A 24,307-nucleotide genomic window follows, 5' to 3' on the forward strand; every position below is an offset into this window, starting at 1 on the left:
TTGATGCTAATGATTGAACTGGTAAATGTGGAGAAGCATTTTGCCGGGCAACCCGTTGTGCATCCTCTGTCGCTTACGATTGGCGAAGGGGAATTTTTGACGCTGCTCGGTCCGAGTGGTTGTGGGAAGACAACCATTTTACGCATGATTGCTGGCTTTGAACAGCCTTCATCTGGCCATATCCGCCTAGATGGAGAAGATGTTACGAACTTACCTCCGAACAAGCGGAATTTGAACCTTGTATTTCAACATTACGCGTTGTTCCCTCATATGACGGTCGAGCAAAATATTCAATTCGGCCTAAAGATGAAGAAAATTCCGCAAGCTGAACAGCGCAAGCGTATTGATGAAGCCATTCGCTTGACGCAGCTAACAGCACTTGCTAAGCGTTATCCGCATCAATTGTCTGGTGGACAGCAGCAGCGTGTTGCGATTGCACGGGCAATTGCTAATAAGCCGAAGGTGCTGCTATTGGACGAGCCGCTTGGTGCACTTGATCTGCAGCTGCGCAAAAATCTGCAAGCTGAACTGAAGCAATTGCAGCGGAGCTTGGGCATTACATTCGTATATGTAACCCATGATCAAGAAGAAGCGATGATGATGTCGGATCGAATCGTGATCATGAATAACGGACGTGTCGAACAGATCGACTCTCCTAAAAATATTTACGAACGCCCGGAGACGTTGTTTGCAGCTACGTTTGTAGGGGAGAACAACGTATTCCATGAAGAGAACCTCTTCACCGTACGTCCAGAGAAAATTCATGTGACAGCGGATGTGGAAGGTGCGCCTCGTACTGGAATTATTCAGGATATCGTTTATTTGGGGAACATCCATAAGCTGATCGTGCACTTGGATAACGACCAAACGAACGTATCAGTTGTGCTTGACTTCAAGGACGAGCGGACGTGGGAGATTGGCCAGCATATTGGAGTAAGCTGGAGTAAGCAAGATGAGGTGATGATCGGCTCATGAAACGCTCATTTGGCATCATTGCGCCGGTCGTATTGTGGCTGACGATATTCCTTGTCGTGCCGATGATCGCGGTCATCGCTGTATCCTTCATGCAGCGCGACGAGCTCGGCAATATCGTCTTTTCGTTTACGCTGAACAATTATGAACGATTTTTCGATCCCTTATACTTGGGTATTTATTGGGATACGCTGTGGCTATCCGTGCTAACAACGGCAATTTGCTTGTTGTTCAGCTATCCGCTTGCATATTATATCTCGACGACGAGCCCGGCGAAGCAGAAGCTGCTGCTCATTCTCATTACGGTTCCGTTCTGGATTAACTTCCTGATTCGGACATATGCATGGGTACTCTTGCTGCGTACGCAAGGGGTCGTCAATCAGACGCTCCTTGATCTGGGATTGATCGCGGAGCCTCTGCAAATGCTCTATACCAAGGGAGCAGTACTGCTTGGAATGGTCTATACGTTCATTCCGTATATGGTGCTTCCGATTTATGTTTCTTTGGAGCAAATGGACAAGCGATTGCTAGAGGCATCCAGTGATTTGGGTGCTACGAAATGGAAGTCGTTCTGGCATATTACGCTGCCGCAGACGAAGTCTGGCATGATGACAGGCAGTGTGCTGGTCTTCGTGACAACAGCGGGGATGTTCGTTGTTACAGACATTCTGGGCGGTGCTAAGGCGCAAATGCTCAGCAATATTATACAGAATCAGTTCCTAGGTGCGCGTGACTGGCCATTCGGTTCCGCGCTGTCAGTCGTGTTCGTGATCAGTTCCCTAATTATTATTGGGCTGTTCAACAGAGCACTCCGCTCCAAATATGATGCATCGAAGGAGGCGGGGGCATGAAGGCAGCAACCAAAAAGAAGCAGAGTCCGCTTCTTGCGCTCCATTCGATACTGTTAATTCTATTTATTTATATACCTGTATTTTTGATTATCGCGTACTCGTTCAACAATTCACGGATTAATTCGAATTGGAGCGGTTTCACGTTCAAATGGTACAGTTCACTATTCGACAACCGACAAGTAATGGAAGCACTTAGCAACAGCTTGTCGATCGCATTGATATCTACAGTCATCTCGACTGTACTCGGTACGATAGCCGCAATTGCACTTCGCCGAATGACTGCCAAGCGCAAGCAAGGCGTAATCGGATTGTTGTACTTGCCGATTATTGTACCGGATATCATTATGGGCTTGTCCCTACTGGTGCTGTTCAGCCAGTTTAAGATTGATCTGGGCAAAATGACGGTTATTATTGCACATATCACGTTCAGTATTTCATACGTGTATGTGATTGTTGCTTCTAGGCTTGCCAACATGGGTAAGCAGCTTGAAGAAGCGGCATCTGACCTTGGTGCTACACCATGGCAGACATTCCGCTACGTTACGCTGCCTTCGATATGGCCAGGCGTACTTGCCGGAGCGATCATGGCTTTTACACTGTCGATTGATGACTTTATGATCAGCTTCTTTGTTGCCGGACCGAACTCGACAACATTGCCGATTTACATTTATGGATTGGTAAAACGGGGGATCTCTCCAGAGATCAACGCCTTGTGTACGCTAATGATTATCTTGAGTGTTGTGCTGATCGTGCTGGCGCAATGGTTGTTGAACCGCGGTAACGGAGAGAAGAAAAGCTCTATGCTGCCGTTCTAATTCACTGTTCACCCGATGTGAGCAAGTGAATTTGAATCATAATAATTAATACATTCTAAGGATCTGTTGCAGGATCAGAGAGGGGTAACAAGAATTGAACAAAAAGAAATGGTTCGCGGTCGTATTGGCCGGGATGTTGGCACTTACTGCACTGGCAGGCTGCTCTTCTAAGCCGGAGCAAACATTGAATTTGTATAGCTGGGCAGATAACTTCGATATGGATATGATCAAGAAGTTCGAATCGGAGAATAACGTAAAAGTTAACTATGCGATTTTTGCCAACAACGAGGAACTGCTGGCGAAGTTGAAAGCCGGCGGCGCGAATTATGATTTAATTCAACCGTCCGACTATATGGTGGCTAGCATGATTAAGCAAGATTTGCTGGAGCCGCTTGATTTAAATCATATTCCGAATTTCCAATACGTCACGGATCGTTTCAAAAACCCTGAATTTGATCCTGGCAACAAGTACTCTATTGTATATACATGGGGTGTTACAGGCATTGCCTATAACACAAAATATGTGAAGCAAGCTCCAACCGATTGGGCGGATTTGTGGAAGGATGAGTACAAGGGTAAAGTACTTCTTCTGGATGACAACCGCGAGATCTTAGGTATGGCGCTGAAGAAGGCAGGCAAATCGAACAGTTCCCAAAATGAAGCGGAAATCAACGCGGCTGTTGATGACCTGCGCAAGCTTGTTCCGAACGTGCTTGCATTCGATACGGACAACATCAAGCAGAAGATGATTGCGGAAGAAGGCTGGATCGGTACGGTATGGTCTGGCGATGCATCTGTCATTCATGGTGAGAACCCAGATGTTGCATTCATGATTCCAAAGACAGGAAGCACGATCTTCTCGGACAACTATGCGATTCCAAAGGGTACGAAGAATAAGGAATTAGCGGAGAAGTTCATCAACTTCATGCTTGATCCAGAGAACAGTGCGAAGAACTATGAGGCTATCGGTTACAGCAATCCTGTGACGAAGGCAAAAGAGCACCATAGCAAAGAGTATCTGGACAACAAGATGATTAACTTAACTGACGAAGAACTGAATCGTACAGAATGGCTCGGTGATGTTGGTAAAAATATTCAATTGTATGATCGCTTGTGGACAGAACTAAAGAGCGGAAGATAATCGCATAGTATTGATTGAACAATAAATGCCCTTAATCCACACCTATATGTAGGATTAAGGGCATTTTTATGTTGATTACAGATTCAGGAGCAGCTTGGACAACGGTTCGGGTTGAGTCTTCATGAGCCAATGCCCTCCTTGCTCGAGACTCATATGGCGCCAGCCAGCATCCCGGGCGCGTAAGGCCATTGCGCGGAAAAAGGCAGCCATCGGCCAACTATCAGGATGATCCAGCGGTTCTATGTAGATGCGAGGAAGGGCAGCGGCACGCTCATTGGTAATAGATAGCTCCTGCATATACGAACGGGTCGGCATTGGCGATTTACGTGGATCTGTTAAGTTAGGTGGTGCAATAAACGCCGGTGTGTCGTCATCTACAGTATTTGGATAGGGATTATCCAAGTATGGAGCTGAGAGGGTTGCGACAGACTCTCCATGCCGGGGAATCATGGCATCAACATAGACCAGCTGCTTGATTCGATCAGGCACAATTTCAGCTACCCCGGTGATTACCATTCCGGAGAAGCTGTGTCCAACAAGAATAACATCCTCGAGCTGTTCATAAGTAAATACCCCTACAATATCCTGAATGAATGTATGGAGATCAATGTCTGGATGAGCTAGATGTGTTCGCTCTCCAAGACCAGTAAGGGAGGGAGTATACACAGCATGACCAGCTTGTCGAAGCAGGGATGCGACTTCCTTCCATACAAATCCGCCATCCCATGCTCCGTGAACAAGAAGATAAGTAGACAATTGAATCTTTCCCCTTTCTTATACATGTGTCCATGTTTGTAAGTTTATAACTTCATTAGTTCTATGATTATAGAACTATCATACATCCTGATTCAGAATTCAGCAATAGATGGAAGGGTTGGAAGCTGAACATTAAGCGTTGTATTCAGCCTTGTTCGATATGTTTTTCCTGACAATGTGTAATATATGGTGTGTGATCGGTAACATCAAAATGTACCAATTTCGCCTGCAACTGAGGTAGTACCGACGCAGGGGGCGTGATCAAAAAACGCGCAGTGGCGCGGTTGTAAAGGATATGTTAACGACAATGCGGAATCGACATATTTACGATATTGGTAAAGGATGCCTAAAATGTTCTCATGAAAGCGTTAGCATGGCTTCATGCACAGTTCATCGTTTCATCAATGAAAGTGACTGTGCCAACCATGCCATCATTTGAAGGGAGGGAGTGGACACGATGCAAGGAAATGGACAGAGTGCCCTTTCAATGAACGTGGTTCCAAATAAGAAGAAACCGACGTGGAAGAAGATGCTTCAGAATTGGGAGTTGTATTTATTTATTGCTCCTGCATTTTTGTACTTCCTCATTTTCCATTACGGCCCGATGTACGGGATTCAAATTGCATTCAAAAACTTCATCCCAGCGAAAGGGATTATGGGGAGCCCATGGGTCGGATTCGACCACTTCGAGCGCTTCTTCAACTCGTACTACTTCTGGGATCTGTTGTGGAATACGCTGAGCATCAGCTTGTATGAGCTGGCGATAGGCTTCCCGCTGCCAATTATATTGGCGCTTGCCTTTAATGAAGTTAAGGATGGGATATTCAAGCGAACGGTACAGACGATAACCTATGCACCGCACTTCATTTCCGTTGTCGTCATGGCAGGTATCATTATTACGTTCCTGTCTCCTTCAACTGGTATCATCATTCATATCATTAAGTTCTTCGGATTTGAACCGGCCTCTTTCCTTACGGATCCGGCATGGTTTAAGACAATGTATGTCTTGTCTGGTGTGTGGCAGGGTACAGGCTGGGGGACAATCATTTATTTGGCAGCCTTGTCCGGTGTCGATCCACAGCTGCACGAAGCAGCCGTCGTGGACGGTGCGAACCGGTTCCAACGTATCTGGCATATTAACATTCCGGCAATTATTCCAACGATTACAATCTTGCTCATTTTGAACATGGGCAGCATTCTCGGTGTCGGATTTGAAAAAATATTGCTCTTGCAAAACCCACTCAACATGGAATCTTCTGATGTCATATCGACATTTGTATATCGTTCAGGTCTAGTAGATGCGCAGTACAGCTTCTCCACGGCGATAGGTTTATTTAACTCGATCGTTAATGCTATTTTGCTCATCGTTGTTAACCAAATCGCGCGACGCACGAGCGAAACAAGCTTGTGGTAGGAAGGAGGAGAATGGAACATGGCTGCTACTGTGAAAGAAACGAGAGCGGACAAGATTTTTATCGTATGTAACTATATTTATTTAACGATAGCTTTGATTCTTGTATTGTATCCTGTGTTGTATATTCTAAGCGCGTCTATCAGTGATCCCAAGATGGTAGCCTCCGGTGAAATGTGGCTGCTCCCAAAAGGAATCACATTTGACGGTTACGCACGCGTGTTCGAAAACTCAAAGATATGGAGTGGTTATGGGAACACCATTTTATATACCGTTGTAGGTACTTGCGTTAACCTGGCCGTAACGTTACCGGCAGCATACGCATTGAGTCGATCGGACTTCATTGGACGTAACTTCTTTATGGGGATGTTTCTGTTCACAATGTTCTTCGGTGGCGGATTAGTTCCGGGATATCTGTTGATTAAAGAATTGGGGCTAATCAACAGTATGTGGGCGTTAATTTTGCCGGGTGCAGCATCGGTCTGGAACATCATCGTGGCACGGACATTCTTCCAATCCACGATACCTAGAGAACTTCAGGAAGCAGCAAGCATTGACGGCTGTACGAACATGCGGTTATTCCTGCAGATAATTTTGCCGTTGTCAGCTCCGATCATAGCCGTTATGGCATTATTCTATGGGGTTGGACATTGGAACAGCTACTTTGGCGCTCTCATTTATTTGAATGAAGAGTCGAAATATCCACTGCAAATGATCCTGCGTCAAATTCTTGTTCTGCAGGAAATGTCGGCAGAAACGACTGGTGCTGCGGTAAGCAGTTCGGTTGCCGCTGCGCTAAACAACAAGGCAGAAATCGCATCGCTCGTCAAATATTCGGTCATTATTGTTTCGACTTTACCAGTTATCGTGGTATACCCATTCTTGCAGCGGTACTTCGTGCAAGGGGTTATGATTGGATCGGTCAAAGGATAGCTTGAACAGACTGTTGCAAATTTCAGAATGCGCTTGTGAATGTATCCAGAGTAAAATTCATCAGTAACGAATCTCGTCTATTTCGTCTAGTGAGCATGAAAGATATGTACGTTGTCATTGTCGAATCTATGAACGGTAATAAACGAAGGCTCGCCTTTGCTTATTATAGAAGCAGGACAAAGAGTATAATAATCATCAAAAGGGAGGATCATTGCCATGCAAAAATGGAAAAAAACGTGGGCATTATTGATGTCTATGACCTTGATCTTCACAATGCTCGCAGGATGCGGATCGTCAGACAAGCCTGCCGCAGAGGGAAGCAAAGGTAGCGAGGAAGCACTTAGCAACTTAAATCAAGAAGGCTTCCCGATCGTCAAGGAACCTATTACACTTACGATGATGGGACAAGACGTAGGGATTCAAAACTGGAAGGATATGGCCTTGCTAAAGCAAATGGAAGAGAAGACTGGCATTAAGTTCGAATACCGAAATGCACCTCTCGACAGCTTTGATACAAAACGCAACCTTGTATTTGCTAGTGGCGATTATCCTGATGTGTTCTTCTCCGGTCAATTGCAGTCTGCAGATGAAATCAACTATGGAAGCAGCCAAGGCGTACTGATTCCTTTGGAAGGACTTATTGAGAAGTATGCACCGAATTTGAACAAAATCCTGAATGACAATCCAGATATTCGCAAGTCGATTACGACGCCGGATGGACATATTTATTCCCTGCCAAGCATTGACTTGGATGCAGGCTGGTATCGTGGTCCATTGTGGTATAACGGCAAGTTCTTGAAGAAGCTTGGCATGGACAAAGTACCATCCACAACGGATGAACTATACACATACTTGAAACGGGTAAAAGAAGAAGATCCGAACGGAAATGGCAAGAAGGATGAAGTTCCGCTTGTTTCCGTTAAGCTTGACGACATTCGCATGTGGTTGTTCGGCTCTTGGGGGATGTATGGCGAATTCATCTATGCGGATAAAGCAGGAAAAGTTCACTACTCTCCAATGGAGGAAGGATACAAAGGCTATCTTACGTTCTTGAACAAGTTGTGGAACGAAGAATTGTTAGATCATGAAACCTTCTCCCAAACGGATGAGCAAAAGAAAGCAAAAGGGAAAAATAATCAAGTGGCATTGTTTGCTGATTACCATGCCTACTTCACATTGGGCGGCGAGCCTAGCATGACTGACCCGATGTACGCTCCTGTGAAAAGCGAGATGGGCGAACCGGTTGCAGCGAAGCATCCAGGTTTGATGAAGGGCGTATTCGCGATTACGAACAAGAACAAAAACCCAGAAGCAACCATGCGTTGGGTAGACTTCTTCTATTCGGTAGAAGGCTCCGAATTGCTTAGCTATGGCCCGGAAGGCACGCTGTGGGAGTATGCAAACAAGGAAGACCATACAAAGAAACAACTTCCGGTACCGGATGGTAAGGATCGTGAGGACTATCGTGCAACTTTGACGCCGGACTACGGTACGATCGTTCCGAAAGTCATGACAGAAGAAGTGAAACGTGGATTCGAAGGCGAATTCGAGAAGTGGTTGAAGAAAGAAACAGAGGAAAAAATCAATCCGATCGCGAAAGTTCCATTCCCGAGCGTATATTTGTCCGAGGCTGATCAGCAGCAAGTATCGAGCTTGCGCTCTGACCTCGACACTTACGTGAAGCAAATGGAAGCGAAGTTCGTAACAGGGCAAGAACCGCTTGCGAATTGGGATAAGTATGTAGGTACATTGAAGAAGATGGGCGCTGAGAAAATCGTTGAGGTTTATCAAAAAGCCTATGACCAATGGAACTCAGGAAAGTAAACGTAGTTGTAACCTCGTAAATTGTGAAATAAGCTAATCGGAAAGAAAACGAGCACCTTAGGCTTCCTATTCTGCCTTTGGTGCTCGTTTTCTTTGTACGTATGCACTTAGCTTATAGATTCATCGTCCGCATCTGCGGCGGCTTTTGCTTGCTCGCTTGAAGCATGAAGCTTCCGGTATTGGCCTGGTGTATATCCCGTCTCTTTCTTGAACTTTCGAATAAAGTTCGGCGTATCCAAATATCCGACCCTGACGATGATGTCCTTAAGCGGATCACTAGTCGTCAGCAGCTGGCGAATGACCTCATCCATGCGGCGCTGCCATATATATTGAGAGAAGTTGCTGCCTGTCTTCTCCTTGAACGAACGGCTGAGATAAGAGGACGAGATAGAGAACTTCTGTGCGGTCGCTTCCAAGCTCAAGCTGTAGTCGGTATACTGTTGATCGACGTACGCAATGACGCTGTCCATTAAAGAGAGCTGTTCATTTTCCGAGTTGCGCTCTACTTGTTCGCAAATATGTGCGGCCAGGAGCTGAAGCTTCTTCTCAAGCTCCTCCAGTGACTCGAAGGAGGTGAAGCTCGGAATATCGCGAATTAACTCGTTCAAGCCGAGCTCAGACGCTGTCTTCAGCAAGGTATTCATAATATCGAAGCAAATACAGCGAAGGAGAGAGATCGATACGCGCTCTGCCTTCAGCTTGTTGAATATCGCTTCAATCATTTGCATTGCAACGGTATCATTGCCCTGCTTCAAGCTTTGTGTAAGCTTAAGCAGGGAGTCCTTAGCGATCCAGAACGTATCGTTTGGTGTATGGGACAGCTTGTTGAAATACGTAATGCTGCCCTTGCCGTTCGCCATGCGATACTCCAGCGCAGAAGCTGATTCGATATAAGACTGATTCAAGAGCGCTGCATCCTCATAGGCATTACCAACACCAATGGATGGGATGAGGTGCGTGCTCTCCATCACGATGATTCGAAGAGCTTCGACGATTTGTTCCATCTGGTGCTCCACGGAGATTCTTGAGTCCTCATTCATACTGACGATGAGTGCGAATTGATCAAAATGCGGCAGTTCAATGCCATATGCGTGTGCACCGTATTCCGGAATTTCGATCTCCTCGAGCAGCTCTACAATCTGTTGACGATGCTGCAAGGCATCTGCGATGCCAGGATACTCGTCCCAAGAGATTGCAATGATGAAATAGTATTTGCCTGTCAGTTCAATGCCGATCATCTCCATAATATGTGCAGATTCTGGGTTGTCCAGCTTCCCATGCTTGAGCAGCATGAGCAGAAATTGATTGCGGGCAAAGGGCTCTTGAATATCGACGCGGGCACTATAGTCATGCAGAGTTTTACGAATCCACTCCAATTCATTTCCTCTCTTAGGCGCCGGCTGTGCAGCAGAGGCTTCTTCATTCAACAAAGCGAATTCCATAAGATCATGGATAGGATGGTATTGCTTGCGAGCTAGGAATACGGCTGCCAGAATGCCGGCGATGACCACTACAGCGAACGCGAGCATGAAGAAGGTCTGAATATGGAACACACGTCCGAAAAATTGCTCGCTCGGCATGGCCGTTACATAGGTCCATCCATTCATAGAGGATTTAACGGACACAACAGATTGCTGCCTGTTATCCAGCTTCAAGCTATGGATGCCGGAACCAAGCTCTGACAGCAAGTGAATCTCATTTTTCGGGATAGGTTCTCCATGATTATTCTGGGTAAGAACACGGCCCTTCTCGTCGAAGATGTAGGTATTGCCTTTGAATCCATTCAAAATGGTGTCCATAAGCCCCGTTAGCTTCGATTCCTCCATTAGGAACAGCACTGTTCCGTGTGGAGACGAGCTGTTAGGAGTGATTGGGATCATGTACGCAAGCATGGACTTGGTAATATTCATGCTTAAGTTAACGGATTCCGCTGGTCGCACGACAGGATAGAGCTCAGTTTCCAGCTCCTTAATAATATCCTTCTTGCTCCAGTCCTCGAATAGATAGTATTGATCAAAGAGGACATCTACATTGGTCATTCCTTTTGACGAGTAGATGGCGTGGCTGTTCCTGTAGAAAAGGAATAGCTCTTCTAGAATGGAACTGTTTGCTTTATATTTGCCGAGTGCGGATATCGCATCGCGGCTGTAATAGGGATGTCTTATCATATAAGGTGTCAATTGTTCATCATAAGCAATGCGAGAAGCAATGTCTCGAAGCTCCGTCATGCGAGAATCGATGTTCAGCTTCACCTGATTGAGCTGGTTCACGTTCGATTGCTCAATTTCGGAACGAAGATTGTTTACGGCATTTTGATAGATAAAGATCGTGAGAACCACTAATGGGATGAGAAAAATCAATATATACGACCATATGTACTGTAATAGCAGCTTCGACCGAAAATAGTTCCAACTCATCCTGACAAGCCTCCTAGTAGTCTCTTGATGTAATCTTGCTATAAAGTGAATCTGGCAATTAGTAAGAAGACAATTTAAATAGAGAAAAGATGCTGATGATTTGTAATTATTGTATACGTTTCGCTTCATCTGTAAAGCGAGAAATTGAAAAAAAGCGGCAATATTCATATTGTAAACGATTCCAATCGGAAATGGAATGACTTCGTAGTGTGTACAACAATTTCTGTAGAGTGGACATTGTAGGTGTGTAGCCATTGAGGGAATTGCTTTTTATCTTATTTTAAGGTTCGGTTCAGTTTTCTTTAATGTAACTCTAGTATTCTAACAATGGACCGAATGACAGATGAGTTCTTGCGAAGGAGGGTTGCCGGCAGCGATTACTGGCCTTGGTCAACCGGAGTCTTCCGTTGCACAAGGTGATCCGTTTCATCTTTCTCATGGTTTACAGTTTACCCCTAGAACATATATAGACCGCATCGGCATTGCGCGATGCGGTCCTTTTTTTGTAGCTAAATGAATTGAATTCGGTATTTAACAGATCGACCCGAAGTTGTTTCAGTGCATACAGGCCTAGGTCTATGTAGGTTATTATTTACATATATTAGTTATAATGCAAGATATTATTTCGAATCCCTGTAAATCGAGGAAGAGTTGTGACTGAAGCTATGTTGCATGGTTAAGGAGGGGAGAGGTTGAATGATGAAATGGATTCAAGAGCATGAAGTGCTGCCATTATCTCATTACAAAACTATGCGGTCAGAGAGTCCTTTGTTGTGGTCAGAGAGCTCTCTGTTGCGTTCAGAGAATCCTCAGCTGCTGGGGGGGACGTTCTGGCATGCGTACCGATACGATCATATTAAGAGGATATTTGCTGATTACAATCATTTTTCCTCCGAATTGCGAAGCGAAGACAAGCGGCCGATTGAATACAGCATCCTCCGCACCGATCCGCAGAAGCATAGCCAGCTTCGAACATTAGTCTCACAAGCCTTCACACCTAGATCCATTGAAAAGATGATTCCACGAATTGAAGCATTGGCGGATGAGCTTCTAGATAAGGTGGAAAGCAAAGGACGAATGGATGCAGTTCAAGACTTCGCAGTTCCGCTCCCGATTATTGTAATCGCAGAAATACTCGGCATACCGGTACATGATCGAGATCAGTTTCGAGAATGGTCGGAGGCATTAGTGAGTGGTGACATTGACCGCAATAGCAATTGCCAGAAGGAGATGGCTGTATATTTCGAGGCGATCGCAGAAGAACGCCGCCGTAATCCACAGGATGATCTGATCACTAGGCTTGTGCATGCAACGTCAGACGGAGAACCGTTATCCCCCTTTGAGCTCATTGGGTTTTGTATTTTGCTGCTTGTGGCTGGCAATGAAACGACAACGAATTTGCTCTCTTCTGCTCTAGCGTGTTTCGACAGTGAGCGCATCGCATGGGACGATATTAGATCCGATCGTTCTTTACTGCCTGGCGCTATTGAAGAAGTGCTGCGGTTTACCTCGCCGGTACAGTTAATGTTTCGCCGTGTGAAGAAGGATGTGGAAGTAGATGGCTTGATGTTAACTGAAGGGCAGTTCGTCATGTTGTGGATCGGGTCAGCAAATCATGACGAGTCTGTGTTCAAGCAGCCAGATCTCTTCCATATTCGTCGTCAGCCGAACCCGCATTTAGCGTTTGGTCATGGTATCCACTTCTGCCTGGGGGCCCAACTTGCACGGCTGGAAGCGAGGATAGCGTTGAATGCAATGCTCGATCGTTTCCCGAACTACCAATGTGATCATTCCAAGCCGTTGAAGCGCATCCAGAGCGAGTTTATGTTCGGTTTCGAGTCATTGCCGATCATTCTTACCTAAGTAAACCTAGCTTTTCGTTATTCATGTCAGTTGAAATAAGCAATAAAAAACAGCCTCTCTACATGCAAAATAGATTGCATGAGAGAGGCTGTATCACGTTTACTGTTTACTCTTTGCCAAGAACCTTATCAACCAGACCGTATTCATACGCTTCTTGGGCAGACATGAAGTAGTCGCGATCCGTATCGCGCTCCACGCGCTCAAGTGGTTGACCTGTGCGATCCGCCAAAATTTTGTTCAACGTGTCGCGCATCTTCAAGATGCGCCGTGCGCGAATCTCGATATCGGACGCTTGCCCTTGTGCTCCGCCAAGCGGCTGATGAATCATAATTTCGCTGTTCGGCAGGGCGAAACGCTTGCCCTTGGCACCTGCATTAAGCAGGAACGCTCCCATGGAAGCTGCCAAGCCCACGCAAATCGTAGATACGTCCGGCTTGATGTGCTGCATTGTATCGTATATGGCCATGCCGGCTGAGATTGAACCGCCTGGGCTATTGATGTACAAATGAATATCCTTCTCCGGGTCATCTGCAGCCAAGAACAACAGCTGGGCGATAATCGAATTCGCCACGAGATCGTTCACTTCTGTTCCGAGGAAGATGATGCGATCCTTCAACAATCGAGAGTAAATATCATAGGATCTTTCGCCACGATTCGTCTGTTCAACAACTACGGGTACATAACTCAAGATAACCCCTCCTAACTAATATCATTACACATTCAATATAAAGGACTTGAAACAAAAAGTCAAAGATGGTCAAACTATGTAGAGAAAAAAACATCTTTCGTTTCGCTTCTGCAAAATTCAAGATGTTACTTCCGTGCTTATTCACCTAAATATATGCGTAACGTAGCTTCTTATCCTGTACCAAATAAGGACAGGAGTGTAAATGGCGCGCCCGCAAGGAATCGAACCTTGATCTCAGGCTCCGGAGGCCTACGTCATATCCATTGGACCACGGGCGCATTCATACAAGAGCAAAATTTATTATATAAGAAAGCGTATAACAAAGTCAAGTGAGCGCCACTGAATATTTATTAAAAACGGGAAGTTTGGAAGTGCCCACTGATTAGTGGGATACAGAGATGATTGTATTGGCACCGCAGAAAGGGACTTCGACGATAATTAAGGTTTTAACTTTTAAGGAGGGAACGGTTGAATTCTTTCTATAATAAGTGGACGGTGCCGAATAAGGTGGATGTTGCCCGATCTAAGTGAGCAATGTCGATGGCTAAACTACATGGGGACGTAGAGAGCCAACAGGATGTGAAGGAAAGCTCAAAACTTTTGTAAACACAGGTACGAGCAGGGCATGATGTCCGTCATTAATGTCTATACTGAGGAATGTCTAAAATTTTTGCGAAATATGTATTAACTTGTCGTATTTTGGGTTAATTACATCATAGGCAGTCGTATGCCCTTCTAGATATGTTGTCTGATAATGAATAACTTCGATATTGCTTGCTTATTATAGAAGTTGTTTATAGGCAGAGAATTCGCGGTTTTGGGCGCAAAATCAGGGGTTCAGGATACTTGCAAGTTGCTGCGTTATTCGGTAGAATAGTGGTGGGACAAAAAATGTAGAGATGGGACGTTTTTAGTCCAATGGTTGCTTATGGGAAGCAGGAGTGGAGAGAATGCGTGAGTGGTTAGAAATACAGAAGCGACTTCTACCTGAACTCATTGAACTGTTGAAGAAGCGTTACACCATCCTGCATCAAATCATGTTGTCCGACTCCATTGGGAGAAGAACGCTGGCAACGTCATTGCAGATGACCGAGCGTGTGCTCCGTGCAGAGACCGATTTATTGAAGGCGCAAGGCCTGATTGATTCGGATAACACGGGTATGCGAATCACTGATGAAGGCCGGCAACTTGTCCGGAAGCTGGAATCCGTGATGGGCGAATTGCTCGGGATGCGCCAGCTGGAGGAGAGTATCCGCCAAGCATTCGGTTTGAAGCAGGTCATTGTCGTACCCGGCAATTCGGATGTATCGCCTGCCGTGAAGCAAGAACTCGGGCAAGCGGCTTGTAGAGCGCTCAGCAGCGTAATGGACAAGGAAGATGTCGTGGCGGTGACAGGCGGCTCCACATTGGCTGCAATGGCAGATCAATTGACGAGTTCATCACCGTTGAAAGGCAATTGGTTCGTACCCGCACGTGGGGGACTTGGGGAGAGCTTGGAATACCAAGCGAACACAATCGCATCCACGATGGCGAAGCGCGTAGGCGCTCAGTATCGGCTCTTGCATGTGCCGGATTTGCTGAGTGAGGAAGCGTACCAGTCGCTTAAGCAGGAACCGAACATCCAAGACATTTTGCGAGTAATTCGCCAAGCACGCATTGTCGTGCATGGCATTGGAGAAGCTCTCGTTATGGCGAAGCGCCGCCGTGCGGATGAAGAGACGATCCAGCAGCTGTTCGAAGAAGGGGCGCTTGCAGAAGCTTTCGGGTATTATTTTGACCGAGACGGGCATGTCGTTCATACGATGCTAACACTGGGCCTTCGCCTAGAGGACATCTCTCGTATGGAGGTAGTCATAGCCATTGCTGGAGGTCAGAGCAAAGGAGAATCGATTACTGCAGTACTTCGTGCAGGACACGAAGACATTCTCGTTATCGATGAAGCAGCAGCAGTTGAAGTATTGAAACATTGTGGTCTCGATGTGCCTTACAGGCCGTCTTGAGATATATAAAAAAATTGCGAAGGAAATGGGAGGAATCATCAATGGTTAAAGTTGGTATTAACGGCTTTGGTCGTATCGGACGTAACGTATTCCGCGCAGCATTGAACAATTCAGAAGTAGAAATCGTTGCAATCAACGATTTGACAGACGTAAACACTCTGGCTCACCTGTTGAAATATGACACAACTCACGGCAAATTCGAAGCTACTGTAGAAGCTAAAGAGGGCGCTTTGGTTGTTAATGGCCGCGAAGTAAAAGTATTCGCTGAGCGCAACCCTGAGAACTTGCCTTGGGGCGCTAACGGCGTTGAAATCGTTGTTGAGTCCACTGGTATCTTCACAGCGAAAGACAAAGCTGAAATGCACTTGAAAGGCGGCGCGAAGAAAGTTATCATTTCCGCACCTGCTACTAACGAAGATATCACAATCGTTATGGGCGTTAACGAAGATAAGTATGATGCTGCAAGCCATACAATCATTTCCAACGCTTCTTGCACAACAAACTGCTTGGCGCCATTCGCTAAAGTATTGAACGACAAGTTTGGTATCGAAAAAGGTATGATGAACACAATTCACTCCTACACTAACGACCAAAACGTTCTTGACTTGCCGCACAAAGACTTGCGTCGTGCTCGTGCAGCAGCTCAAAACATCATCCCTACTACAACTGGTGCTGCTAAAGCGGTATCCCTTGTATTGCCTGAATTGAAAGGCAAATTGAACGGTATGTCCATGCGCGTTCCTACTCCTAACGTGTCTGTTACAGACTTGGTAGTAGAACTTAAGAAAGACGTTACTGTTGAAGAAGTAAACGCAGCTTTGAAAGAAGCAGCTGAAGGCCCATTGAAAGGCATCTTGAACTACACTGAAGAGCCATTGGTATCCAGCGACTTCAACGGCGACCCAGCTTCCTCCACTATCGATGCTTTGACAACGATGGTAATCGGCGGAAACTTGGTTAAAGTTGTATCCTGGTACGACAACGAGTGGGGCTACTCCAACCGCGTTGTAGACTTGGCAGCTTTCATTGCAAAAAAAGGTCTGTAATCGCATAGCACTTACAATCAAAGAGGAGTGACCGTTCAGGCCTCCTCTTTTGATCCTTATAGTGCCTAGAGCATATCGAGAACCAGTGCGGACACAGATTTTTAGATATACAGAGATAGAGAGTACAGAGAGAAGCCAGAACATACTAACGAACGATATACGATATATAGAGAGAAAGATTTAGATGGAACCCATACAGAACAAGAACACAGAACATACCGAACAACACACCAGAGAGAGGCGTGTGCCGGTGTAATCGACGATAGGAGGAACACGGGGATGAACAAGAAAAGTGTGCGTGATGTAGAAGTTAAGGGTAAGCGCGTATTTGTACGTGTAGATTTCAACGTTCCATTGGAAAATGGTGTGATTACGGATGATACACGTGTACGCGAAACGCTACCGACAATTAACTATTTGGTGGAACAAGGTGCGAAAGTTATTTTGGCAAGCCACATGGGTCGTCCGAAGGGCGAAGTTGTGGATTCCATGCGTCTGACACCTGCAGCAGTACGTCTTGGCGAACTGCTTGGTAAGCCCGTTAAGAAGCTTGACGAGTCAATTGGTGAAAACGTAAAAGCTGAAATTGCAAAAATGGAAAACGGCGACGTTGTCGTGCTTGAAAACGTTCGTTTCCACAAAGGCGAAGAGAAGAACGATCCAGAATTGGCTAAAGCCTTCGCAGAACTTGCGGACTTGTTTGTGAACGACGCGTTCGGCGCGGCTCACCGTGCACATGCATCCACTGAAGGCATCGCACATCACTTGCCAGCCGTGTCCGGTCTGTTGATGGAGAAAGAATTGAATGTACTTAGCAAAGCGCTGACAAACCCTGAGCGTCCATTTACGGCAATCGTAGGCGGTTCCAAGGTTAAAGATAAAATCGACGTTATCAACAAAATGTTGGAAATCGCCGACAATATCGTGATCGGTGGCGGCTTGACATACACATTCTTCAAAGCACAAGGCAATGAAATCGGGAAGTCGCTTGTCGACAACGAGAAGCTTGATGTTGCTTTAGGCTTCATCGAGAAAGCCAAAGAACTTGGCAAAAACCTCTACTTGCCAGTAGATATCGTAGTTACAGATGACTTCAGTGCAGATGCAAACACACAAGTGGTAGCGATCGACAGCATTCCTGCAGAATGGGAAGGCATTGACATCGGTCCGAAAACTCGTGAAATCTATGCTGATGTTATCAAGAATTCCAAGCTTGTTGTATGGAACGGGCCTATGGGCGTATTCGAAATCGAGCCGTTCTCTCATGGTACGCGTGCAGTAGCAGAAGCATGTGCGGAAACTGCTGGTTACACAATCATCGGCGGCGGCGACTCTGCAGCAGCGGTTGAGAAGTTCAAGCTGAAAGATAAAATGGACCACATCTCCACAGGCGGCGGCGCTTCCCTTGAATTCATGGAAGGCAAAGCATTGCCAGGCGTGGTTGCATTGAACGATAAGTAAGAGAGCAAGTAAGGGGATGGCGGCTTCGGCCGCTCCCTTATGCGTAAAGGAGTGAATCGTGTGAGACAACCGATTATCGCAGGGAACTGGAAAATGTTCAAAACGGTATCGGAAGCTGTCGCTTTCGTATCCGAAGTGAAAGGCAAAGCAGAAGTGGAGGGCGTAGAGAGCGTACTCTGCGCACCATTTACAAACTTGCCAGCATTGGTTGAAGCAGTGAAAGGCACAAGCATCAAGATTGGTGCGCAAAACCTTCACTTTGAAGATTCCGGTGCATTCACAGGCGAAATTTCCGGCGCTATGTTGAAAGACCTTGGCGTACACTACGTCATTATCGGTCATTCCGAGCGTCGTGCATACTTCGCGGAAACTGATGAAACAGTAAACAAAAAAATGCATGCAGCATTCCGTCATGGCTTGACGCCAATCGTATGCGTGGGTGAGTCGCTTGAAGAGCGTGAATCCGGCAAAACGAACGACGTGTGCAAAGTGCAAACAGAAGCAGCATTCCAAGGATTGTCTGCTGAACAAGCAAAAGAAGCTGTCATCGCTTATGAGCCAATCTGGGCGATCGGTACAGGAAAATCCTCCACAGCGAAAGACGCGAATGAAGTTATCAGCTACATCCGCAGCGTTGTGAAGGGCTTGTACAATGATGAAGTTGCTGCTGCTGTTCGCATTCAATACGGCGGAAGCGTAAAACCGGAAAATGTACGTGAATACATGGCAGAAAGTGATATTGACGGCGCATTGGTAGGTGGCGCAAGCTTGCAACCAGCTTCCTTCATCTCCTTGGTGGAAGGGGCGAAGTAAGATGTCCGCACCTAGACCGGTAGCACTTATCATCATGGACGGATTCGGACTTCGCGATACACTAGTTGGCAACGCAGTCGCGCAAGCGAACAAGCCAAACTACGACCGTTACATGAGCCAATTCCCTCATACGACACTGACAGCTTGCGGCGAAGCAGTAGGCTTGCCAGAAGGTCAAATGGGGAACTCCGAGGTAGGTCACTTGAACATCGGTGCAGGCCGCATCGTATATCAAGACCTGACTCGTATTACGAAATCGATCCGTGAAGGCGACTTCTTCTCGAACGAAACACTGCTTGCAGCAGTGAAGACTGCGAAGGAGAACAATAAGGCGCTTCACATTTACGGATTGTTGTCTGATGGTGGCGTACACAGCCATATCGACCACGCGCTTGCGATGCTCGATCTCTGTGAGCGTGAAGGCTTGAAGGACGTATACATTCACGCATTCTTGGATGGCCGTGACGTTGCGCCTGATAGCTCCCGCGGATATATCGAAAAGCTGCAAGCCAAAATCGCTGAAGTTGGCATAGGCCGTATCGCTACGGTTCAAGGCCGCTACTATGCGATGGATCGCGACAAGCGCTGGGAACGTGTTGAGAAATCGTACCGTGCAATGGTATACGGCGAAGGACCGAAATACCGCGATCCAATTGCTGCAGTTGAAGAATCTTATTCCCAATCCGTATATGACGAGTTCGTTATGCCTACGGTAATTGTGGATGAGAACGATCAGCCGGTTGGCTTGGTTCAAGAAGGCGACTCCGTCGTATTCATGAACTTCCGCCCAGACCGTGCGATCCAGCTTGGCCAAGTGTTCACCAACGATGATTTCCGCGGCTTCGATCGTGGCGACAAGTTCCCTAAGAACTTGCATTTCGTTGCGCTTACGCTGTTCGCAGAAACAGTTGGCGGATATGTTGCTTACTCTCCTAAAGAGTTGGACAACACGCTTGGTGAAGTGCTCGTGCAGCATGGCAAGAAGCAGCTTCGTATTGCGGAAACTGAGAAGTATCCGCACGTAACGTTCTTCTTCAGCGGCGGCCGTGACGTTGAACTTCCTGGTGAGAAGCGTGTGCTTATCAACTCGCCTAAGGTAGCAACTTACGACCTGCAGCCTGAAATGAGCGCTTACGAAGTTGCAGAAGCAGCAGTGAACGAAATCAACTCTGACCAGTTCGATACGATTATCCTGAACTTCGCGAATCCTGATATGGTTGGTCACTCCGGTATGCTGGAACCAACAATCAAGGCCGTAGAAGCTACGGATGAGTGCATGGGCAAGGTCGTTGAAGCGGTATTGGCGAAAGGCGGCGTCTGCCTCATTACGGCGGATCACGGCAACGCGGATATGGTATTCGACGAGCAAGGCCGTCCATTCACTGCACATACGACGAACCCAGTTCCATTCATCGTTACTTCGAATGACGTGGAATTGCGCGAAGGCGGCATCTTGGCAGACATCGCTCCGACGATTCTTGACTTGATGAACGTTCCTCAGCCAGCAGAGATGACTGGACAAAGCATGATTAAGAAGTAAGTTTTACAACTTACTTAGATATATAGTAATTTATATATAAACAATCAAAAAAGGAGTTGTACACACCATGACAATGATTATGGACGTATACGCACGCGAAGTGCTTGACTCCCGTGGTAACCCTACGGTAGAAGTAGAAGTAAAATTGGAATCCGGCGGCTTCGGCCGTGCAATCGTACCTTCCGGTGCATCCACTGGTGCTCACGAAGCAGTTGAGCTTCGCGATGGCGACAAAGGCCGTTACGTTGGTAAAGGCGTAGAGAACGCTGTTAAAAACGTAAACGAAATTATCGCTCCAGAAATCATCGGTTACGATGCTCTTGATCAAGTTGCAATCGATAAAGCGATGATCGAGCTTGATGGCACGCCTAACAAAGGCAAATTGGGTGCTAACGCAATCTTGGCTGTATCCATGGCTGTAGCTCGCGCTGCTGCACATGCATTGGATATGCCTTTGTACACGTACCTTGGCGGATTCAACGCGAAGCAATTGCCAGTACCAATGATGAACATCATCAACGGTGGTGAGCATGCTGACAACAACATCGACGTTCAAGAGTTCATGGTATTGCCAGTAGGCGCACCTAACTTCAAAGAAGCACTTCGCATGGGTGCTGAAATCTTCCACAACCTGAAGTCCGTATTGAAGGACAAAGGCTTGAACACTGCAGTAGGTGACGAAGGTGGATTCGCTCCTAACCTTGGTTCCAACGAAGAAGCACTTCAAGTTATCATCGAAGCAATCGAAAAAGCTGGCTACAAGCCAGGCGAAGAAGTATTCTTGGGTATGGACGTTGCGTCCACTGAGTTCTACAAAGACGGTAAATACACATTGGCAGGCGAAGGCAAGTCCTACACATCTGCTGAGTATGTTGACCTTCTTGCTTCTTGGGTTGATAAGTACCCAATCATCACAATCGAAGACGGTATGTCCGAAGACGATTGGGATGGCTGGAAGTTGCTCACTGAAAAATTGGGCGGCAAAGTACAACTCGTTGGTGACGACTTGTTCGTTACAAACACGGAGCGTCTTGCTCAAGGTATCGAAAAAGGAATCGGTAACTCCATCTTGGTTAAAGTTAACCAAATCGGTACGCTTACAGAAACATTCGAAGCGATCGAAATGGCAAAACGCGCTGGCTACACAGCTGTTATCTCCCACCGTTCCGGTGAGTCCGAAGACAGCACAATCGCTGACATCGCGGTTGCAACAAACGCTGGCCAAATCAAGACAGGTGCTCCTTCCCGTACAGACCGCGTTGCGAAGTACAACCAATTGCTTCGCATCGAAGACAACTTGGGAAGCACAGCTCGTTACGACGGCTTGAAATCCTTCTACAACTTGAAAAAATAATTAGCTTGCCGCACAAGCGGCCTGCTGATCCGATAGAAGCCAGACTCCCTTGAAGGGGTCTGGCTTCTTTTTTATGACCCCATATCCATATGTGAGGTAGGCATATTGTGCTCTACCTTTTACTCTTGCTTGCCTTTCGTACTTGTCCTTCTTGTCTTCCCTTATTTTCCTCATTCCTCTTTGTTCTTACCTGTTCTGATCCTTGTGAAATTATGCCTCACTGCTTCATTCCGACTCTAGTTGGGTTTTACCTAGACCTGAGGCTAGTTTTGGAAATAACCTATTGTGGAACACTATTCCAGGGGATATAATCATCGTGTACTACTAATCAATATACAATACTGAATCATAAATTATAATTCATTACGTTATGAGTGGGGGTGACTCAATTGAAGGAAATCGTTCAATTTAAAAAAGGGGTGCTCGGACTGTGTGTCATGGTTCTCATTAACCAGAGAGACCGTTACGGCTTCGAGCTGGCCCAGCAGATATCCAAGCATGTGGAGGTTGCCGAAGGTGCTCTGTACCCAGTTCTGCGGCGGATGGTTGCGGATGGCCACTGTACGACCTATTTGCAAGAATCTACCGAGGGACCGCCACGGAAATATTATAAGCTTACTCCAGTGGGCAAGGATTATATGAATGAGCTCGTGACCGAATGGGATAAATTTGTGTCGGGAGTAGCCAATCTGCTTACCGAGGCGGAAGAAGAAGAATCCAAGGAGAAGTGAGAGGTGAACAACATGCATAAGCAGTTATTTATGCTGCAATTGAAAATGGGCCTACTGTCGCTTCCAGAGGCGGAGCGCAATGAAATATTAGCAGAGTATGATGCACACTTTGAATTCAGCAAGCAGCAGGGACGAACAGAAGAAGAGATTGCTAGAGAGCTTGGCGATCCGGAAGAGCTTGCGGCCGAGCTGCTGTTAGGTGAGCGAGGGGATAAAGAGGTTGAACGGGAGCCGGTGACAGAGCCGGGGTCGTTTATTCCTAGTCATCAAGGTCAAGCGTCACAAGTGCCTCCACTCTTCGAGGATCCTAGCTTCCTGAAGAATGCTGAGCAGCCGTTAGATTTGAATCGACACTATGGGGAACCGAATCGATATTCTCAAGAGTACGGCGGAATACCGAATACTGCTTACCCACCATATCAGCAGTCCGAAGGACGACGTCCCCGTTCAGCTATCGCCTATGCAGGTACGATCTTTATTAGCATTATGGTTGTCCCGGTTATGTTCGGGCTATGGGCAACGTGGTTTGGGCTTGGTGTAGCGGCAATAGCGTTATTGGCAACTCCTCTTTTGTTCGCATTCAAAATTGGGTTTGGCGGAGAGTTTTATCGTGCAGAGTTGTCGATCGTAGCGATTGCGTTCGGCATTGGAATATTTTTAATACAAGCGATAGTTGTTGTAGGACGTGCATATTTGAAATGGAACCGGATCTATTTCCACTGGGTCGCCTATGAAGGAAGGAGCGAGGTTAGATGAATTGGAATCGTGCAACCATGAATATGGTCGGAATTGTGTGTATCGTGGCAGGGGTTGCGGGCTTGATCTATTACGGCCCAAATCAGCTATTTAAGTCACAACTTCCTTCTTATGAGTACCGTATCTCTGCGGAAGGTTCACAGGATGCATCTGGTCAGGAAAAAGGGGCAGATAAGACATCTGATTACGAATCTCGCATTGATGTAAGGGAGCTTGAGAGTATAGTTATCAATGCGGATTATGGGGATGTTAAGGTAAGCTGGATCAATGATAACAAGAATATGATTGAGTTGAAGGGGCAGGCGCCAGAAGTGGTTATTAATCGAATTCGTGATGTTCAGGCGGAGAATGGAACGCTAGAGCTGAATTTTGAAGACAATGATAATGCAGGATGGTTGAATATCAACATTGGCAATACGCAACGCCGTTATCATGAAATTATCATCCATACATCGGAGAATTTTGTGCTCGACAATTTGTCATCAAAGGTGTCTGCTGGGACGTTCGAAATGACAGGTGGACATATTAAGCAACTTGAAGCATTAAGTAATCTGGGAAGGGTAAAAGTAAAGAACGTAACAGGGGATGTCGTTAAGCTTAGGTCGGACTCGGGTCAAGTGGTAGCAGATAATGTCGATGCGGAGATTGAAGCAAGCTCTTCACTGGGAAGTGTTGAATTGAACCAGACGAAGAAGAATGTTCAGGCTTCAGCCAATGCAGGCTCCGTCTCGATTGTTCAAGCTGCGGCACATCCGATCGATGCGGAAAGCCAGCTTGGAAGCGTGAATATTCGTATTGTTCCTGAATACAACGGGAAGTTTGATCTGAAAACAGAGTTGGGAAGCGTCTCTGCACCGAATGAGAAACATGGAAGCGATATGGTTATAAAGGTACGGACAGAAGCGGGCAGTATAAAGATTGTCGAAAAATAGTAT

The 24,307-nt window shown here is 46.4% G+C and carries 20 protein-coding genes and 1 tRNA gene; 17 read left to right on the plus strand and 4 right to left on the minus strand.

Annotated features, from left to right (window positions below):
• Positions 1–3 precede the first annotated feature (3 nt).
• The 4 genes from BP95_RS0124485 to BP95_RS0124500 all read left to right on the plus strand — a co-directional run bounded on the left by BP95_RS0124485 (position 4) and on the right by BP95_RS0124500 (position 3,779).
• Positions 4–975, plus strand: a complete 972-nt coding sequence (locus BP95_RS0124485) for an ABC transporter ATP-binding protein (protein WP_028533457.1) — start codon at positions 4–6, stop codon at positions 973–975.
• Positions 972–1,823: an ABC transporter permease gene (locus tag BP95_RS0124490; protein ID WP_021252835.1), complete on the plus strand. Its 852-nt coding sequence runs from the start codon at positions 972–974 to the stop codon at positions 1,821–1,823. The genes BP95_RS0124485 and BP95_RS0124490 overlap by 4 nt, the downstream gene beginning before the upstream one ends.
• Positions 1,820–2,638, plus strand: coding sequence for an ABC transporter permease (locus BP95_RS0124495; protein ID WP_021252834.1), 819 nt, complete (start codon positions 1,820–1,822; stop codon positions 2,636–2,638). Before BP95_RS0124490 ends, BP95_RS0124495 begins: the two co-directional genes overlap by 4 nt.
• Positions 2,639–2,732: 94 nt before the next feature.
• Entirely contained in the window at positions 2,733–3,779 is a 1,047-nt protein-coding gene (locus BP95_RS0124500; RefSeq protein ID WP_021252833.1) for an ABC transporter substrate-binding protein, read from the plus strand.
• A 75-nt stretch (positions 3,780–3,854) separates the two neighbouring features.
• Here BP95_RS0124500 and BP95_RS0124505 read toward each other — a convergent pair whose 3' ends face one another.
• On the minus strand, positions 3,855–4,535 hold the full coding sequence (locus BP95_RS0124505; protein ID WP_021252832.1) for an alpha/beta fold hydrolase: 681 nt from the start codon (positions 4,533–4,535) through the stop codon (positions 3,855–3,857).
• A gap of 457 nt (positions 4,536–4,992) precedes the next feature.
• On the opposite strand from BP95_RS0124505, the gene BP95_RS0124510 reads away from it, so the two are divergent.
• The 3 genes from BP95_RS0124510 to BP95_RS0124520 all read left to right on the plus strand — a co-directional run bounded on the left by BP95_RS0124510 (position 4,993) and on the right by BP95_RS0124520 (position 8,703).
• Positions 4,993–5,949, plus strand: a complete 957-nt coding sequence (locus tag BP95_RS0124510; RefSeq protein WP_021252831.1) for an ABC transporter permease — start codon at positions 4,993–4,995, stop codon at positions 5,947–5,949.
• A gap of 18 nt (positions 5,950–5,967) precedes the next feature.
• Entirely contained in the window at positions 5,968–6,879 is a 912-nt protein-coding gene (locus tag BP95_RS0124515) for a carbohydrate ABC transporter permease (RefSeq protein ID WP_021252830.1), read from the plus strand.
• A gap of 216 nt (positions 6,880–7,095) precedes the next feature.
• Positions 7,096–8,703: an extracellular solute-binding protein gene (locus BP95_RS0124520; RefSeq protein WP_021252829.1), complete on the plus strand. Its 1,608-nt coding sequence runs from the start codon at positions 7,096–7,098 to the stop codon at positions 8,701–8,703.
• Positions 8,704–8,810: 107 nt separating this feature from the next.
• Here the strand turns inward: BP95_RS0124520 and BP95_RS0124525 are convergent, their stop codons facing one another.
• Positions 8,811–11,120: a helix-turn-helix domain-containing protein gene (locus tag BP95_RS0124525; protein ID WP_021252828.1), complete on the minus strand. Its 2,310-nt coding sequence runs from the start codon at positions 11,118–11,120 to the stop codon at positions 8,811–8,813.
• Positions 11,121–11,816: 696 nt separating this feature from the next.
• Here BP95_RS0124525 and BP95_RS0124530 point away from each other — a divergent pair.
• Positions 11,817–12,983: a cytochrome P450 gene (locus BP95_RS0124530; protein ID WP_021252827.1), complete on the plus strand. Its 1,167-nt coding sequence runs from the start codon at positions 11,817–11,819 to the stop codon at positions 12,981–12,983.
• A 106-nt stretch (positions 12,984–13,089) separates the two neighbouring features.
• Here BP95_RS0124530 and clpP read toward each other — a convergent pair whose 3' ends face one another.
• Positions 13,090–13,671 (minus strand): ATP-dependent Clp endopeptidase proteolytic subunit ClpP, encoded by a 582-nt coding sequence (clpP, locus tag BP95_RS0124535; RefSeq protein ID WP_021252826.1) that lies wholly within the window; start codon positions 13,669–13,671, stop codon positions 13,090–13,092.
• Positions 13,672–13,874: 203 nt separating this feature from the next.
• Positions 13,875–13,949 (minus strand) — tRNA-Arg (locus BP95_RS0124540).
• Between the two features lie 672 nt (positions 13,950–14,621).
• Between BP95_RS0124540 and BP95_RS0124545 the strand changes: the two genes are divergently transcribed.
• The 9 genes from BP95_RS0124545 (at position 14,622) to BP95_RS0124590 (ending at position 24,304) form a co-directional block, all read left to right on the plus strand.
• Positions 14,622–15,671, plus strand: coding sequence for a sugar-binding transcriptional regulator (locus BP95_RS0124545; RefSeq protein WP_021252825.1), 1,050 nt, complete (start codon positions 14,622–14,624; stop codon positions 15,669–15,671).
• Positions 15,672–15,712: 41 nt separating this feature from the next.
• On the plus strand, positions 15,713–16,717 hold the full coding sequence (gap, locus tag BP95_RS0124550; protein ID WP_021252824.1) for a type I glyceraldehyde-3-phosphate dehydrogenase: 1,005 nt from the start codon (positions 15,713–15,715) through the stop codon (positions 16,715–16,717).
• Positions 16,718–16,996: 279 nt separating this feature from the next.
• Positions 16,997–18,178 carry a phosphoglycerate kinase gene (locus tag BP95_RS0124555; RefSeq protein WP_021252823.1) on the plus strand — a complete coding sequence of 394 codons (1,182 nt, stop codon included), beginning with the start codon at positions 16,997–16,999 and terminating at the stop codon, positions 18,176–18,178.
• A 60-nt stretch (positions 18,179–18,238) separates the two neighbouring features.
• On the plus strand, positions 18,239–18,991 hold the full coding sequence (gene tpiA / locus BP95_RS0124560; RefSeq protein WP_021252822.1) for a triose-phosphate isomerase: 753 nt from the start codon (positions 18,239–18,241) through the stop codon (positions 18,989–18,991).
• A 1-nt stretch (position 18,992) separates the two neighbouring features.
• Positions 18,993–20,531, plus strand: coding sequence for a 2,3-bisphosphoglycerate-independent phosphoglycerate mutase (gene gpmI, locus BP95_RS0124565; RefSeq protein WP_021252821.1), 1,539 nt, complete (start codon positions 18,993–18,995; stop codon positions 20,529–20,531).
• Between the two features lie 67 nt (positions 20,532–20,598).
• Entirely contained in the window at positions 20,599–21,885 is a 1,287-nt protein-coding gene (eno, locus tag BP95_RS0124570; RefSeq protein ID WP_021252820.1) for a phosphopyruvate hydratase, read from the plus strand.
• 389 nt (positions 21,886–22,274) lie between these two features.
• Positions 22,275–22,616, plus strand: coding sequence for a PadR family transcriptional regulator (locus BP95_RS0124580; protein WP_021252819.1), 342 nt, complete (start codon positions 22,275–22,277; stop codon positions 22,614–22,616).
• Positions 22,617–22,628: 12 nt separating this feature from the next.
• Positions 22,629–23,372 carry a DUF1700 domain-containing protein gene (locus BP95_RS31305; protein WP_036590482.1) on the plus strand — a complete coding sequence of 248 codons (744 nt, stop codon included), beginning with the start codon at positions 22,629–22,631 and terminating at the stop codon, positions 23,370–23,372.
• Positions 23,369–24,304: a DUF4097 family beta strand repeat-containing protein gene (locus BP95_RS0124590; RefSeq protein ID WP_028533458.1), complete on the plus strand. Its 936-nt coding sequence runs from the start codon at positions 23,369–23,371 to the stop codon at positions 24,302–24,304. Before BP95_RS31305 ends, BP95_RS0124590 begins: the two co-directional genes overlap by 4 nt.
• Positions 24,305–24,307 lie beyond the last annotated feature (3 nt).

Source organism: Paenibacillus sp. UNC217MF, from assembly GCF_000686865.1.
GTDB lineage: Bacteria > Bacillota > Bacilli > Paenibacillales > Paenibacillaceae > Paenibacillus_B > Paenibacillus_B suaedae.

What these genes read in the sequence shown, in the direction of transcription:
- BP95_RS0124490 (WP_021252835.1), top strand. Translation starts at nt 972, where the DNA reads ATGAAACGCTCATTTGGCATCATTGCGCCGGTCGTATTGTGGCTGACG.
- gpmI (WP_021252821.1), top strand. Translation starts at nt 18,993, where the DNA reads ATGTCCGCACCTAGACCGGTAGCACTTATCATCATGGACGGATTCGGA.
- BP95_RS0124525 (WP_021252828.1), bottom strand. Translation starts at nt 11,120, where the DNA reads ATGAGTTGGAACTATTTTCGGTCGAAGCTGCTATTACAGTACATATGG.
- BP95_RS0124555 (WP_021252823.1), top strand. Translation starts at nt 16,997, where the DNA reads ATGAACAAGAAAAGTGTGCGTGATGTAGAAGTTAAGGGTAAGCGCGTA.
- BP95_RS0124520 (WP_021252829.1), top strand. Translation starts at nt 7,096, where the DNA reads ATGCAAAAATGGAAAAAAACGTGGGCATTATTGATGTCTATGACCTTG.
- BP95_RS0124495 (WP_021252834.1), top strand. Translation starts at nt 1,820, where the DNA reads ATGAAGGCAGCAACCAAAAAGAAGCAGAGTCCGCTTCTTGCGCTCCAT.
- BP95_RS0124485 (WP_028533457.1), top strand. Translation starts at nt 4, where the DNA reads ATGCTAATGATTGAACTGGTAAATGTGGAGAAGCATTTTGCCGGGCAA.
- BP95_RS0124530 (WP_021252827.1), top strand. Translation starts at nt 11,817, where the DNA reads ATGATGAAATGGATTCAAGAGCATGAAGTGCTGCCATTATCTCATTAC.
- BP95_RS0124510 (WP_021252831.1), top strand. Translation starts at nt 4,993, where the DNA reads ATGCAAGGAAATGGACAGAGTGCCCTTTCAATGAACGTGGTTCCAAAT.
- BP95_RS0124515 (WP_021252830.1), top strand. Translation starts at nt 5,968, where the DNA reads ATGGCTGCTACTGTGAAAGAAACGAGAGCGGACAAGATTTTTATCGTA.
- BP95_RS31305 (WP_036590482.1), top strand. Translation starts at nt 22,629, where the DNA reads ATGCATAAGCAGTTATTTATGCTGCAATTGAAAATGGGCCTACTGTCG.
- eno (WP_021252820.1), top strand. Translation starts at nt 20,599, where the DNA reads ATGACAATGATTATGGACGTATACGCACGCGAAGTGCTTGACTCCCGT.
- gap (WP_021252824.1), top strand. Translation starts at nt 15,713, where the DNA reads ATGGTTAAAGTTGGTATTAACGGCTTTGGTCGTATCGGACGTAACGTA.
- BP95_RS0124590 (WP_028533458.1), top strand. Translation starts at nt 23,369, where the DNA reads ATGAATTGGAATCGTGCAACCATGAATATGGTCGGAATTGTGTGTATC.
- BP95_RS0124545 (WP_021252825.1), top strand. Translation starts at nt 14,622, where the DNA reads ATGCGTGAGTGGTTAGAAATACAGAAGCGACTTCTACCTGAACTCATT.